Raw genomic sequence first — 15,309 nt, 5'->3', positions numbered from 1 at the left:
AATTCTTGCTTAACAATGCCGCACACTATAACATGAGAGTAATAATAAGTTAGAAAAATTAGATTAGAAATTTCAATAAAGGCCCTATTCAGCCTACGTTTATCTAAAATTAATTTCTAATCAGACAAATCAATTGAGCGTGTATGTCGGACCAAATTTTTGAGTTAAAAGGGAATCTTTTTACGTTATCAGTTTTGCATCTTTATAGTACTGATATAAACCTTTTAGCAGAACAACTGTATGTAAAAATAGCCCAGGCCCCTAAGTTTTTTGAGGGTGCGCCTATTGTCGTTAATTTAATAGAAATTAAAAACAGTTCACTTGATTTTGTTCACTTAAAATCATTAATCGAGCGAATGAGTTTTAATGCGGTTGGTGTGTGTAATGGCTCAGATGAGCAACATACTCAAGCAAAGGCCGCTGGCTTATCTGTTTTAAATTATTCACAAGACGTTAAGAGCGAACCTGTTAAACAAGAGCCCAATACATCGATTGTAGAAAAAACGGTGCATTTACCAGCGCAAATTATCAGCGGTACAGTTCGCTCTGGACAACAAGTTTATGCAAAAGATAGAGATTTGATAGTACTTGGCGCAGTTAGTCATGGTGCGGAAGTCATTGCCGATGGGAATGTGCATATTTATGGCACGCTACGCGGTCGCGCTATTGCAGGCGCAAAAGGTTTTAAAGAAGCACACATTTTTTGCCAAAAACTTGAAGCCGAGCTGGTTTCAATAGATGGTAATTACTGGATCAGTGATTCGCTACAAGGTGAACATTGGGGAAATGCAGTGCAAATACAACAAAAAGACGAATCATTAGAAATTTCAGCTTTGGTTAAAGGATAAATCTCATGGCAAAAGTAATTGTCGTTACCTCAGGTAAAGGCGGTGTTGGTAAAACAACATCAAGTGCTGCAATTGGCACAGGCTTAGCGTTAAAAGGCTATAAAACAGTTATTATCGACTTTGATATTGGTTTACGTAACTTAGATTTAATTATGGGTTGTGAACGCCGCGTTGTTTATGACTTTGTAAATGTAATTAATGGTGAGGCAAACCTTAACCAAGCGCTTATTAAAGATAAACGTGTAGATAAATTATTTTTACTACCTGCTTCACAAACTCGTGATAAAGATGCTTTAACACGTGAAGGTGTTGAACGCGTACTAAATGAACTAAAAGAAGACTTTGATTACATAGTATGTGATTCACCAGCAGGTATTGAAGCTGGCGCTATGATGGCGATGTACTTTGCTGATGAAGCAATTGTTACAACAAACCCAGAAGTGTCGTCAGTTCGAGATTCAGATCGTATTTTAGGTATTTTACACAGCAAATCAAAACGTGCTGAAGAAGGCCTAGAAAATATTAAAGAACACTTACTATTAACACGCTATAACCCTGGTCGTGTTGAAAAAGGTGAAATGCTATCGGTAGAAGATGTGCAAGATATTCTGTCAATCCCATTATTAGGGGTTATTCCTGAATCGCAAGCGGTATTAAGTGCTTCAAACTCAGGCCAACCTGTTATATTGGATACAGAATCTGATGCAGGCCAAGCTTATTCTGATGCAATTAACCGCTTACTAGGTGAAACCGTCGATTTTCGCTTCTTAGACGTTGAGAAAAAAGGCTTATTTAAACGGATTTTTGGAGGTTAACGTGTCTTTACTTGACTACTTCCGCTCAGAAAAGAAAAACAGTGCGTCACTAGCAAAAGAGCGATTGCAGATCATTGTCGCGCACGAGCGTTCTCAACGAGGAACGCCGGATTACTTACCACAATTAAAACAAGATATTTTAGATGTGATCCGTAAATACGTGAACGTAAGTACCGATGCAGTTCAGGTTCAGTTTGATCAAAACGAAGACGATTTAGCCGTACTTGAGCTAAACGTTACACTACCTGATGAAGAAAAGAAGTAATTGAAGAAAGGGCGCTTTATAAGCGCCCTCTTTATTTTCTTTTACTTTGTAATAACTTTCTAAATATCTACGTTTTAATCCCTTGCATGCAACTAAAACTTTTTCACTATGTAACACAAAAACTATAGATAATACCAATTCGCTTAATTAAGTGATCTATTTTGAGGATGGAAAAACGTGTTGATAGCTAGGCAAAAAATCGCTATTTAGTTGTTCTCGGCAATTGCTCCTGCATTGCTCTACCTTCTGCATCCATGCAGTCGTAAATGAGATTTTTTTAACACAGGTAACGACACGTTTAGCGCCGCAAAATGATTAAGTATTATTGCGGATTGGTATGAGTATTACACAGTAAAAAAAATATCTAGTCTTAAGTATCCCATTCTTTTAAAGCGTCTTTAACATAGTTATAGCGCCAAGAGCTTAATAAATCAGGCTTAATATGGCTTTGTTTTTGCTCATTAGTTAACTTCCAATTCCAACTAATCAATTGATTAATTTGCTTTTTAGAGGCCATAACGTCTTCTGGTATATTGTGCTCTTTAGCGACTTTAGTGATCTTTTGTTTAATATCTTTGGCTACTTTTTTATAAGTAGGAAAATCAATTAAGCGCTTAAGTACTTCAGGATGCTCAGCATCTGGCACTGCTTTGGCAACTTCAATACACTTGATTATATCTACACCAGAGCGATTAACTTCAATAGCTTCAACTCCTGGAATTTGACGTAGAGCATTTAAACTTGAAGGACCACGTTTGGCAATTTCAGTCATGTTATGTTCTTTTAACACAAAATTTAGCGCTAAATTTTTCTTAATGGCTTTGTTTCTGCGCCATACAGCAAGTTCTTTTAAAACCGCAAGTTCGTGCGGTTTGAGTTGCCATGCATTTTTAATATCTTTATATAAAAGCTCGTCTGGTGTTTGAAACGCACGTTTTTTAGCTATCAGCTCACTCTCGTTTATTACAATGTCAAAGAACCCAGCGGCATTAATACGCTCTATAATCAGCTCGAAACACGGCAATAAGTAAAAAGTATCTGCAGCAGCATAATCTAACTGTTTTTTAGTTAACGGACGTTGCAGCCAGTTAGTGCGTGACTCACTTTTATCTATTTCAATACCTTGCAACTCTTTTACCATAAGGGCAAAGCCCATACAGTTACCTTCCCCAAGTAACTGCAACGCAAATTGTGTATCAAAAAGTGGGGATGGAACAAAGCCTGCGTATTTTTGAAAAACCTCAATATCTTCTGAAGGAGAATGCAGTACTTTTAAAACACTAGGATCTTTTAGTATTTCCCAAAAATCGAATAATGAGAGCTCAGCTAACGGATCGATAAGCGCTAAATGCTCACCATCAAAAACTTGGATAAGTGCAACTTCTGGATACAAAGTGCGACGACGCATAAACTCAGTATCAATAGCTAAAATAGGCTTATTTTTTATTTGTTCAACAAAAGTGTTCAGTTGATTTTGGGTTTCGATCAATTGGTATTGCACTTAATCTCCTACAATAAAAAAGCCGACATATGTCGGCTTTTTTATAGGTTGCTAATCTTTCAAGGCTCTTCGGAGTATTTTACCTACGTTAGTTTTAGGTAACTCATCCCTAAACTCTACCAGTTTTGGGACCTTGTAATTAGTTAAATTATCACGACAGTGACTTATTATATCTTTTTCAGTTAAAGAAGGGTCTTTTTTAACAACAAAAACTTTAACTTGTTCACCACTTACATCGTGAGGAATACCAATAGCAGCAACTTCAAGCACACCTTCGTGCATAGCCACTACCTCTTCTATCTCATTAGGGAAAACATTAAAGCCAGATACAATGATCATGTCTTTTTTGCGATCTACAATAAAGAAGAAACCTTCATCGTCATAAGTTGCAATATCACCTGTTGCAAACCAGCCATCATTTAAACATTCAGCTGTGGCATCTGGTCGCTTGTAATAGCCCACCATAACCTGCGGGCCTTTCACACACATTTCACCCGGTTCACCTTTAGCAGCCTCTTCACCGTTATCAAGTATTAGCTTAATTTCAGTATTAGGCGCAGGCAAACCAATAGAGCCGTTATATGCTTCTAAATCATAAGGACTAATAGTTACTAATGGAGAACATTCTGTAAGGCCATAGCCTTCCATTAATTTTGAGCCAGTCACTTTTTGCCACTTTTCAGCAACAGGACGTTGCACGGCCATACCGCCACCAAGTGACATTTTTAAATGACTGAAATCGAGTTCAGCAAAACCTGGTGTGTTTAATAAACCGTTAAATAACGTATTAACACCAGTAATAGCTGTAAATTTATGCTGACCTAGCTCTTTAACAAACCCAGGCATATCTCGTGGATTTGTGATTAATATATTTAAACCACCGTACTTCATAAACGTCAGGCAGTTAGCTGTTAAAGCAAATATATGATAAAGCGGTAAAGCGGTAACAACAACTTCTGTACCACGATTTAACACTTTGTCTAAACAGCCTGAAACTTGCTCAAGGTTACCAACCATATTGCCATGGCTCAGCATTGCCCCTTTTGATACACCTGTAGTGCCACCGGTGTACTGTAAAAAAGCAAGATCGGACAAGCTCATTTCAGGACGTGTATATTTAGTTTCGTCTGCAGCTAAAACGTCTGAAAAGTTAATTGTGTTTGGTAAGTTGAACTTTGGCACCATTTTTTTAATGTGCTTCACAACAAAGTTAACTATGTGCTTTTTAAGCCCACCAACCATGTCGCCTACTTGCGTTACTACAATGTGTTTAACATCAGTGTGTGCAAGTGACTTTTCAAGTGTGTCAGCAAAGTTTGCTAAAATGAAAATAGCGGTAGTGTCAGAATCCTTTAACTGATGCTCTAACTCACGCACAGTGTAAAGTGGGTTAACATTTACAACCACACAACCTGCACGTAAAATACCTAAAATGGTGACTGGTGTTTGTAGTAAGTTAGGCATCATTACGGCAACTTTGTCGCCTTTTTTAAGACCTAAATCATTTTGAATGTAGGAGGCAACCTTTTTTGTTGCTGTATCTATTTCGCTATAAGACAGCGTTTTACCCATATTAGTAAATGCAGGTAAATCGGTGTATTCAGTAAAACTTTTTTCGAACACTTCGAGTAACGAGTTGTAATGCTCAGGATCGATTGTTTCAGGCATACCCTCTGGGTAGCGCTTAAGCCAGATTTTTTCCACTCTTAGCCCCTGTTTATAATTATATTTTTATTAACCTTAATCTAAGTAAGGCGCTTTAACAATTGAGCAAATACTCTAATGGAGGAATAATCCCACATTTTACGTAAACTTACAAATAACATGCACCATTTTGCAGCATAAAGTCTTGAATATGCTTAAAACATAGTTCACTACTTTGCATATGACAGTGGTGCCCACCATCTACATTAATAACCTTTAAGCTATTGTAATAACTAATATACTTTGCCAGATTTTGTTTTACAAACGAATAACCTTCGTTACCTAAAATTAATTGACACGGTGCAATTAAATCTTTTATTGCACCAATACATTGCGCCTCATCAAACCTAAAACCTGAGTGATTTTTAAGCTTTGGATCAGTTGTTAATGTATAACCATCTAAAACCGATTTTATATTTCGCTGCATTAAAAGAGCAATCAGCTCACTATTCAAATCGGTTGTTTGAGCACGTGCTTCATAAATAAGCTCTTTCGATTTATAAACTCTCTGCTTCTTATTTTTTAAACGCGCTCTATTTAATACTGCACTTTTTAGCTGTTCACATACGCCTTCGCTAGGAGTTGTAACACACCCAATCCCCTCAATAAAGGTAACAGATTTTACATAATCACCAAAGCAACTAGCAAAAATCCCTGCAACCATGGCTCCCATCGAATGCCCAACTAAATGAACTTTTTTAACACCAAGCGCATTAATAAGTTGGTACACATCATCAATATAATCAACAAAATAATAATGTGCATCATCACTTCGCCAAGATGATAAACCATGCCCGACAAAATCAATACAGTACCAAGTGTGCTTTGGCTTAGCTTTACTTAACATTGGTATAAAACTGTGGCAGTTATCTAACCAACCATGCAACGCTATTACTATTTCATCCCCAGAACCTACTTTTAAGCCATGAATATTCAAGTTATTGGTTTCAATATTAAATGGCTGCACGGCAAGTCCTTTATTAATTTAGAGCATCATTATTTATAGCATACAAGTTGTCAGACCACTAACCGAGAAGATGGTGCAAAATTCGCTATTTAATTATCTTGGTGATCTAAAGAAAGCAAAAAATATAAAATAAAATTTAAACAATATCATAAGTTTAATTACAAAAAAAATAAGCTGACCTTTTTAAATATGTTTGCTTTGTATACCTTTTGAACAATTAAAAGGTGATAGCATTATATGTAGTTAAGCTATAACCAGTATAATTTAAATAAATAGAACTAACAGCGTTAACTACAATTCTATTCATATAACCCTAAATTATAAATATCTTAGATATTCATTTATTTATCATACTATCTGTATACAATATCAGCGGCTATTAAATAAGGTACACTCATAAGGTACACAACCATGAAAAAACAGATCAGCTTATTAGCGCTTTTATGCACCGCTTCTGGTGCTTACGCAGAATCAGCACCTAAAAATGTAATTTATATGATTGGTGACGGCATGGGTCCGGCTTACACCACGGCTTATCGCTATTTTAAAGACGACCCTGCAACAAAAGAAGTAGAAGGCACGGTTTTTGACACTATTTTAAAGGGCATGGCTCGTACCTACCCTGATGACCATACTTATGTGACAGACAGCGCAGCAGGTGCTACTGCACTTAGTAGCGGTCATAAAAGTTACAATGGCGCAATTGCAGTAGATACAGACAAAAAATCAGTTAAAACCATGCTTGAAATAGCAAAAGAGCGCGGTATGACAACAGCGCTTGTAGCAACTTCACAAATTAACCACGCAACTCCAGCAAGTTTTGCGGCGCATAATGAATCACGTAATAATTATAATGATATTGCCAATGATTACATCGACAATAAAATTGCGGGTAAATTACCGGTTGATTTAATGCTTGGTGGCGGTACTAAATACTTTATTCGTGATGACCGTAATTTAGTTGATGAATTTAAAGCCGCTGGTTATCAATATGGCGACGACATTAAAAACCTAGGGCAAATTACACAAATACCTGCAATTGGTTTATACGCACCTAAAGGCTTACCTTTTGCATTAGATGAAAACCCAACTCGTCTTACTCAGTTAACGTCTAAAGCACTTGGTTTATTAGATAATCAAAACAAAGAAGGCTTTTTTGTGATGATTGAGGGCAGCCAAATTGATTGGTGTGGTCACTCTAACGATATTGCCTGTGCAATGGCTGAGATGGATGATTTTGCTAAATCAATCGAAAAAGCAAAAGCCTATGTTGATAAAAACAAAGATACTATTTTAGTCATTACTGCAGATCACTCTACAGGAGGTTTAACCCTTGGCGCACATGGTCAGTACAAATGGGAAACTGATGTAGTAAAAGGTGTTAAAGCAACTGCTGGTAAACTAACTCAACTTTTACTAGATTCTGATGATTTAAAACCAGTATGGACTGCTAACACCAATATTGAATTTACAACTGAAAACCAAATAAAACTTGAGCAAGCTAAAAAAATGGGTGAAAAAGCGCTTAATTTAGCTGTTAAAAGCATTATTAGCGATGCAAGCTTTACTGGCTGGACAACCGGCGGACACACCGCTGTAGACGTGCAGGTATTTGCTTATGGTAAAGGCAGTGAACAATTTATTGGATCGCAAAACAATACCGATATTGCTGATAAACTAATCGGCTTTATTAAAAAATAAAAATTGCATTTAATTTTGAATGACAAAAAGCCCGAACACATGTTCGGGCTTTTTATTAAATCTTATAGCTATATTCAAGTAAAGCGCGGTAATGCACTTCAAGCGTATATATCAACGCCTATTAAATTTTGTACTTCTGCTCTGCGTTCTAAATTAGCAAATTCAGTATAAGTAGAAATCGCTTTGCTTACTTGAGCTGTCGGTTGGTCGTAAATTGTTTGGCTGTATTCATTGCTTTTAGCACTGCTTTTAAACAGCTGATTAGCCAGTTCAACGCCCTCGACACTGCTTTTTACATAATCGGTATTCGTTTTTTGAGCAGCCGGTTGGTCTAATAAACTCTGTGGTTTATTAGTAACAACTTTAGTAGAGCTAACCCTACCCGGAATATCTCCGGTAAAAAAACCTGAACCAATAGGCAGCGTCATTACGCGTCTCCAACCTTAATATTACATAAAATTATGATTTAAAAACAACCAATTTGCAAATAATATGATTACTCACGTCCTGGTAGCTTTTTCCACGTTACCGTATCGCGCACATATTTAGGTTGAGCGTCACTCGCTTTTACAACGTCACCCGCTAAAAACGCAGCTTCAACATGCGCTAACATATAACGTGCATCAGGCAATGTAATATCAGTATTAATTGTCACGTTTTCAAAGTCATTAAGCGCATCAGGATAGGTTTTAAAACCTGTGCCCACTGCTACAGATGGCTCAGTGGTTGTTATATACTTATTGTTTAGTAAATCAGGTTTTATAACGCATTCTTGGTTAACTAAAAGCATTAGATTATTTTGCGCTTGGTAATGTGCAAAGTATATCTCACCCATACGCGCATCTATACTTGGATAAACACTCAGGCTGCCATTTTGTTCAAACGTTTGTTGAGCCATAGTTGCCAGTGTAGACACACCAACAAGCGGCAAATTAGTTGAATACGCTAAACCTTGCGCTATAGCAACACTAATACGTACACCGGTGAAACTACCTGGCCCTTGGCCAAAACCAATTACGTCTAAATCTTTTAATTTACAGTTTGCTTTAGTTAACAGTTCATCCACAAGTGGAAGTATTTTTTGGCTGTGCTGCTGCGGACACTCTTCAAAATGATGAAACGTTTGGCCCTGGTAATGTAAAACAATTGAAAGTGCTTCAGTTGAAGCATCAAGGGCAAGGATATTACTTTTGATCATTTTAGTACTCTAATTAATTTGTTTTAAAAATGTATTGGCATCTTCTAAGCTTCGCGTGCGGCGCATCGGTGGTAAGCTTTTCAAAAATACTTGGCCATATTGGCGTGTAACTAAGCGATTATCGCATATTACAAGTACGCCTTTGTCTTTACTATCTCGAATTAAACGCCCTACACCTTGCTTTAGCGCAATAACAGCCTGCGGTAATTGTATGTGTGAAAAAGGGTCTTTTCCCTGCATTTGGCAATCTTGCATTTTAGCTTGTAGCAATGGATCGTCAGGGGCTGCAAATGGCAATTTGTCTATAATAACACAGCTTAATGTACTGCCGCGTACATCAACACCTTCCCAAAAAGAAGCCGTGCCGAGTAATACCGCATTACCATGGCGAGTAAATTTCTCTAAAATTATACGCTTAGACATTTGCCCTTGCATATAAACTGGGTAGTCTATTTGTGTAGTTAGCCCTTCGGCCACTAAGTGCATCATTCGATAGCTAGTAAATAACACAAAACAACGCCCTTGTGCTGATTTTATAAGCTCAAGCGTTAGCTTTACAATTGCATGTGGCATATTATCAGCATGCGATTCGGGTAAGTAGCGAGGTAAACACAGCAGCGCCTGATTAGGGTAATCAAATGGGCTATCTACCATCATGCTTTGTTTTGGTTTTAAACCTAGGCTTGCATTAAAATGCTCTAGTTTGTTATCAACCGAAAGTGTTGCAGAAGTGAATACAAATCCTGCGCCCGTGTCTTGCATCATTTGAGCAAACTTCGCTGATACATTCAATGGCGTTATATTAATTGTTAAATAACGGCGCGTTGTTTCATACCAATAACTAAAGCCGGTTTGGGCTGTATCAAAAACCCGCTCTAACTGCCCTTTAAACGCAAGTGCACGTTCAAATGGATGCTCAATTTTGTCGCTTCTATCTAGGCAAAGTTTAAGTACTTGGTAAACAAAATCTAAATCACTGATCACACGATGGAGCGCCGCGCAAATTTGTTTATCGCTTAGTTTTTCTCGCCAATCGCCACGGCTGCCATCAACACCAAATTGTAAACGTAAATCAGCAACGCTTGTCTCAAGCTTGTTTAAGCTTTTACCAAGTTGCAGCATATCGGGAATTTCAGCTCTATAAATAGCACGTAAATCATTAATTAAATCTACCAACTTTTTAGTGCTAACACTTTCACCAAAGTAATCGCTGGCAATTTCGCTTAACTGATGGGCTTCATCAAATATGTAAGCATCTGCTTTTGGCATAAGTTCAGCAAAGCCACTTTCTTTTACAGCCATATCAGCAAAAAACAAATGGTGATTAATTACAACCACATCGGCATCGGCCGCAGTTAGACGTGCTTTGCGTATATAACAGCTTTGAAAATCTGGACAGTCTTTACCTAAACAATTATCGGCTGTTGAATTTACATAAGGCAGTACTTTGGCATCATCTTCTATACCTATACAATCAGCCAAATCGCCCGATTGTGTTTCGCTTGCAAACTTAGCTACCATAGCTAGTTGATGCATTACGTCAGAGTCGTCAGTAGGTACATGTGCAACATGTTGATTAAGTCGGTAGGTGCATAGGTAATTGGCGCGCCCTTTTAATAAGGCGGTTTTTTTTGAAGCACTTAAAGCTTTAACTAGTTGCGGTAAATCTCGGTGATAAAGCTGCTCTTGTAGAGCTTTAGAACCTGTTGATATTATCGTGCGCCCTTTTGACTTAAGTGCAGGGGCTAAATATGCAAATGTTTTACCCGTACCCGTGCCTGCTTCAACAACTAATTGCGAACTGTTTTTTAATGCATCCGCAACAGCTACTGCCATATCAATTTGTGGTTGGCGAGGCGTATACCCATCTAAAGATAACGCTAAAGGCCCGGTTGCACTAAACAGCTGTTTGATAATACCAATCACTTTAAAATAAATAATAGCGGGATTTTACGTAAGCAAAGCATTAAGGGCAAGTAATTACAAAACCCACTTTTACTTTACGAATTAATACGCACTTTAATAGTGAGATTAATCATTCGATTTTACAATACACTGTGTATTTATAACGTACATTTAATTTAATAATGACAATATTTACAAAGCCTAATTTTCTATTAACTCTTACTAAAAACAATCCGTATTAAAAGCTATATTTAGGCATAAAAACTGTGACTCTGAAATATTACAGGAGTACCATACGCGGGTTTATAATCCTCTTTTTCGTGTGTCGTTAAAAAAATAGTAAGGTTAGCCAATGAATGCTTGGTATCTCATTTGTTTTCTCTCTGCCATTGCAATTTTTATTGCTTTTGCAAACCAATATATCCTCAAAATGCAAACTACAATTGCCATTACTACAGGCTCAGTTGTTATTTCTTTATTATTGATTATTGCCGTTAAATTATTAGGCGATCAAAATGCGTTAGCCATGACCCAAATTGTTTCCAGTATTAACTTTAACGAGTTATTACTCAAAGGTATGCTCGGATTTTTACTTTATGCTGGCGCATTGGAAATTAACCTTATGGCGCTTCGTAAACAGCGCTGGGAAATAACCGCACTAGTGCTATTTTCTACTATTGCTTCCACTTTTATAGTCGGTTATTTAAGTTTTTATCTATTTGCCTTATTTGGCTTTGATGTACCGTTTATATACTGTTTATTATTTGGCGCGCTTATTAGCCCAACCGACCCTATTGCTGTACTTGCTATTATTAAACAAATGCGAGCGCCAGAAGGAATCTCAGTTCAAGTAGAAGGTGAGTCGCTATTTAACGACGGTATTGGTTTAGTAATATTTACGACCATTTTTTCGGTTGCTTTTTATGGCACCGATGCACAATTTGGCGATATAGCAGAACTCTTTTTTGTAGACGCCCTAGGCGGCATTGCGTTTGGTTTGGTTATTGCTTTGGTTGGCCACTTTTTAATTATTAACAGCCGCGATGTAAACATTCGCCTATTGATAACCTTAACTATTCCTACCGCGGGTTTTGCTGCTGCAAATATTTGGGAAATATCAGGCGCACTTGCCATGGTTACGAGCGGCATATTAATGGGTAACATTACTCGTACTAAAGCAACTGAGCGCACGGGGCCTGAAGACACTCGTTACGTAAAAGATTTTTGGCATGCAACCGATAGCTTTTTAAATGCCCTACTGTTTTTAATAATAGGTATGCTAATAGTGACGATGCCAATCACGCTTGGTGAAATTGGCTTAGGCTTACTAATGGTACCTGCAGTATTACTAGCACGCTTTATTAGTGTAGGCGCACCCTTTGTTATCTTTAAACGCTTTAGAAGTTACGATAAACATAGTGTTAAAATTTTAACCTGGGGTGGGCTACGCGGTGGTCTTGCACTGGCAATGGCGGCAGCAATCCCACGCGAGCAAGTTTTTATAGGCGGCTCTGACCTACATAACCTAATCGTTATTGTTACCTACGTTGTGGTTATATTTTCTATTATTGTACAAGGCTTAACTATTTCGCCGCTTATTCAAAGCAGCATTAAGTCAGCTGAGCAAGCAAAGTAATAAATGCTTTGTGAGCAATCAACTCAGTAACCAAGTTATTATATAAATCACTTGGTTACTGTTACTCACGTGTTACAAAAACACTTTAAAGTTCTATAAATTGTTATCCTTTTTATTTATCTTCTTTGTTTAAATTAATCCGCTTGAAATGCAAATGAAAACAATTATAATTTTGGCTTTTCCTCTGTAGGGCTTTTCAATGTCCAAAAATAATTCTCACGTGTTTTTAAATTTGGTATCTCTGGGCAAACGACAATTTCATTGTTTTTTTGTGCTTTTTATAATGGCTATGGCAAGCTTTAATGTGTCGGCCTCACCTAATGAGCAAACAAAAATAAAACAAATTGCACAGCTTGCAGAGTATGTAGGTGTAGATTACGTGGCAGCTGTTGGAAATGGTGAAATACTAGACCCCGACGAATATCAAGAAATGACTGAATTTTCGCACGTTATTATTGAGCAAGCTGGACAGCTATCAAGCCAAACCAATGAGTTTGATACAGTAAAGGCACAAGCTAAAGCACTGCATACAGCGATTGCCAATAAAGCGAGTGTTGCCGATGTACGTGCAGCAAGCTCAGCGCTTCGTGAGTCGCTGCTTACCTTTATGCCACAACTATCGTTACCTACATCGCTGCTTCCGGTTGAGCAAACTAAAGCGCTTTTTGCTACTAACTGCTCAATGTGTCACGGCCCTAGTGGTCAAGGCGACGGTCCGCTTGTAAAAAATTTATCACCAGAACCTACCAACTTTACCGATGAAGAACGCGCAACAAACCGCTCATTAATGGGGTTATTTGACGCTGTAAGTAACGGCATTGACGACACACCTATGGTTGCTTTTACCCAATTTAATGAACAACAACGATGGTCTTTAGCTTTCTATGTAGGTAGCTTGGCATTTAAAGATGTTCAAAAACCACAAAATGTAGAACAAAACATTACCGCTTCGCAGATTGTAAACCTAAACCCTGCACAATTATCGGCAGGTCAAAGTGAAGCACAAGCACATTACGTTAAATGGCTTCGTGGTAATCCAGAGCTATTATTTAGCGCTAACAAAAATCCGATAACAGTTACTCGAACGCAGTTACTTGCAGCGCAAGCTGCGCATGCTGAAGGCAATTACTCACAAGCAAGTGATTTAGCAATTAGCGCATACTTAGATGGCTTTGAGCTTGTTGAAAACAACTTAAATGCCTACGACGAAACACTGCGTAAAAACATCGAAGTACAACTGATGAACCTGCGCCAAACATTCAAAAACGAAAAAGATACAGCCGTCGTTGCCGAAAAAGTAAATGCCGCACTAACACAACTCGCTAAAGCAGATAGCATGCTAAACGAAACCAAGCTAACTGATGGCGCTCTACTTTCTGCTAGTTTAATAATATTACTGCGAGAAGGCTTAGAGGCACTCTTAGTTATTATTGCCCTTATGACTGTGCTTATTAAAACGAAACGTCAAGATGCGCTTAAATACGTACATGTTGGCTGGGTAACAGCACTTATTGCCGGTGGCTTAACATGGGCTGCTGCGCAAACATTAATAGAAATAAGTGGTGCAAGTCGCGAAGTTATGGAAGGTGCTGGTGCATTGTTTGCCGCTGTAATCTTACTGTATGTTGGCGTATGGATGCACAGTAAAACAAGTGCGCAACAATGGCAAAAATATATAAAAGACAATATAGATAAGCGTCTTGAGTCGGGAACACTTTGGGGATTAGCGGGGCTTTCTTTTATTGCCGTGTACCGAGAAGTATTCGAAACCGTATTGTTTTATCAGTCTTTATTAACGCAAAGCTCGCCTGCTCAATATTCATCTATTGCATCGGGTTTTGCGATAGCTGTAGCAATACTGGCTATTATTACGTGGGTATTAATTAAGTACTCAATTAAATTACCGGTTGCTAAGTTTTTTGCAATTACCACTTACCTATTATTCGCACTCTCGTTTGTGCTTATGGGCAAAGCCGTTATTGCATTACAAGAGGCCGATATAATAGGTATTGCCCCGCTACCAATGAGCTTTGAAATAGCATGGCTTGGTATTAAGTCAACATGGCAAGGTATTGTAGCTCAGGTATGCGTGTTCGCTATATTTAGCTTTTATATATTTAAAAGCAAAAACCAATAGTAATGCCTATCTGCTTAAGAGTTTAAGCTAATTGGCATAAGCAAAATACATAGTAAAAAGGCCCGCAAGGGCCTTTTTAGTTAATTGCTTATGTATTTAGTAAAATTGGTATTATCAAGCCCATGTATCTAAATGGGGGTTTTCGTCATCATCTACGTTAGACTTTTTTTTACTATTTTGGTCGTCAAGCATATTGAGCTTTTTCTTTTTTTGTAACTCACGCCTTTTTTTATTCTCTAGCTCCACTTTTTCAGCGGCCGATCCACTTTGCACACCCGCAATATGAAAAGCACTTTTTGACTCAACTTCTAGCCTGGTTATTCTTCCTAAATAAGGAATCATGATATCCATACACACTTCCTTAGTTTACTGTTAAATTATCTAAACGCTTGGTTTGGCTAATAAACAAACAAATATATGCAAAAATTGCACTTTCCTTCTTAATATTATCGACAGTTATAAGGTATGCTTTAATTAAGCTAAAAAAAACTTGCCATAATATCGCTGTTTATGTTTTTATGAATGCGAAATTTATTTAAACAGATAACAACTGAACGTTACTATAACAACGAGCAGTTACATAGGATAAAAAATGCGCTTAAACCTGACAACAGTACATCATCACCACCATT

At 37.7% G+C, this 15,309-nt stretch carries 13 protein-coding genes; 6 read left to right on the top strand and 7 right to left on the bottom strand.

Annotation, left to right across the window (positions count from 1 at the left end; translation table 11 throughout):
* The first annotated feature begins 143 nt into the window (after positions 1–143).
* Genes minC through minE form a run of 3 tightly spaced genes read left to right on the top strand, consistent with a single transcriptional unit; the run spans position 144 to position 1,928 of the window.
* Complete coding sequence (minC, locus tag H5122_RS09985) at positions 144–848, top strand: septum site-determining protein MinC (protein WP_024596847.1); 705 nt, start codon at positions 144–146, stop codon at positions 846–848.
* A 5-nt stretch (positions 849–853) separates the two neighbouring features.
* Complete coding sequence (minD, locus tag H5122_RS09980; RefSeq protein ID WP_004334708.1) at positions 854–1,663, top strand: septum site-determining protein MinD; 810 nt, start codon at positions 854–856, stop codon at positions 1,661–1,663.
* A 1-nt stretch (position 1,664) separates the two neighbouring features.
* A complete protein-coding gene (gene minE / locus H5122_RS09975; protein WP_004334706.1) occupies positions 1,665–1,928 on the top strand; it encodes a cell division topological specificity factor MinE in 264 nt (87 codons plus the stop codon).
* A gap of 370 nt (positions 1,929–2,298) precedes the next feature.
* Here the strand turns inward: minE and rnd are convergent, their stop codons facing one another.
* The 3 genes from rnd to H5122_RS09960 all read right to left on the bottom strand — a co-directional run bounded on the left by rnd (position 2,299) and on the right by H5122_RS09960 (position 6,100).
* On the bottom strand, positions 2,299–3,429 hold the full coding sequence (rnd, locus tag H5122_RS09970) for a ribonuclease D (protein WP_182681952.1): 1,131 nt from the start codon (positions 3,427–3,429) through the stop codon (positions 2,299–2,301).
* A gap of 51 nt (positions 3,430–3,480) precedes the next feature.
* The gene (gene fadD / locus H5122_RS09965) at positions 3,481–5,133 is read right to left on the bottom strand and encodes a long-chain-fatty-acid--CoA ligase FadD (RefSeq protein WP_182681953.1); all 1,653 of its coding nucleotides are present in this window, start codon (positions 5,131–5,133) and stop codon (positions 3,481–3,483) included.
* Between the two features lie 109 nt (positions 5,134–5,242).
* A complete protein-coding gene (locus H5122_RS09960; RefSeq protein WP_182681954.1) occupies positions 5,243–6,100 on the bottom strand; it encodes an alpha/beta hydrolase in 858 nt (285 codons plus the stop codon).
* Between the two features lie 411 nt (positions 6,101–6,511).
* On the opposite strand from H5122_RS09960, the gene H5122_RS09955 reads away from it, so the two are divergent.
* A complete protein-coding gene (locus tag H5122_RS09955; protein ID WP_182672375.1) occupies positions 6,512–7,801 on the top strand; it encodes an alkaline phosphatase in 1,290 nt (429 codons plus the stop codon).
* A 98-nt stretch (positions 7,802–7,899) separates the two neighbouring features.
* Here H5122_RS09955 and H5122_RS09950 read toward each other — a convergent pair whose 3' ends face one another.
* The 3 genes from H5122_RS09950 to H5122_RS09940 all read right to left on the bottom strand — a co-directional run bounded on the left by H5122_RS09950 (position 7,900) and on the right by H5122_RS09940 (position 10,925).
* Positions 7,900–8,229, bottom strand: a complete 330-nt coding sequence (locus H5122_RS09950) for a hypothetical protein (protein ID WP_138490076.1) — start codon at positions 8,227–8,229, stop codon at positions 7,900–7,902.
* Between the two features lie 68 nt (positions 8,230–8,297).
* Complete coding sequence (gene tsaB / locus H5122_RS09945; RefSeq protein WP_182681955.1) at positions 8,298–8,999, bottom strand: tRNA (adenosine(37)-N6)-threonylcarbamoyltransferase complex dimerization subunit type 1 TsaB; 702 nt, start codon at positions 8,997–8,999, stop codon at positions 8,298–8,300.
* A gap of 9 nt (positions 9,000–9,008) precedes the next feature.
* Entirely contained in the window at positions 9,009–10,925 is a 1,917-nt protein-coding gene (locus H5122_RS09940; RefSeq protein WP_182672378.1) for an ATP-dependent DNA helicase, read from the bottom strand.
* A 331-nt stretch (positions 10,926–11,256) separates the two neighbouring features.
* Here H5122_RS09940 and H5122_RS09935 point away from each other — a divergent pair, with 331 nt between their 5' ends.
* Positions 11,257–12,540 (top strand): sodium:proton antiporter, encoded by a 1,284-nt coding sequence (locus H5122_RS09935; protein ID WP_182672379.1) that lies wholly within the window; start codon positions 11,257–11,259, stop codon positions 12,538–12,540.
* Between the two features lie 283 nt (positions 12,541–12,823).
* A complete protein-coding gene (locus H5122_RS09930; protein ID WP_182682002.1) occupies positions 12,824–14,677 on the top strand; it encodes a cytochrome c/FTR1 family iron permease in 1,854 nt (617 codons plus the stop codon).
* A gap of 114 nt (positions 14,678–14,791) precedes the next feature.
* Here H5122_RS09930 and H5122_RS09925 read toward each other — a convergent pair whose 3' ends face one another.
* The gene (locus tag H5122_RS09925; RefSeq protein ID WP_002960256.1) at positions 14,792–15,028 is read right to left on the bottom strand and encodes a hypothetical protein; all 237 of its coding nucleotides are present in this window, start codon (positions 15,026–15,028) and stop codon (positions 14,792–14,794) included.
* Positions 15,029–15,309 lie beyond the last annotated feature (281 nt).

The sequence above is a fragment of the Pseudoalteromonas sp. SG43-8 genome (assembly GCF_014164245.1).
Lineage (GTDB): Bacteria > Pseudomonadota > Gammaproteobacteria > Enterobacterales > Alteromonadaceae > Pseudoalteromonas > Pseudoalteromonas distincta.
The sequence above is the reverse complement of the archived record's forward strand: the minus strand, read 5'-3'. Positions and strand labels throughout refer to the sequence as shown.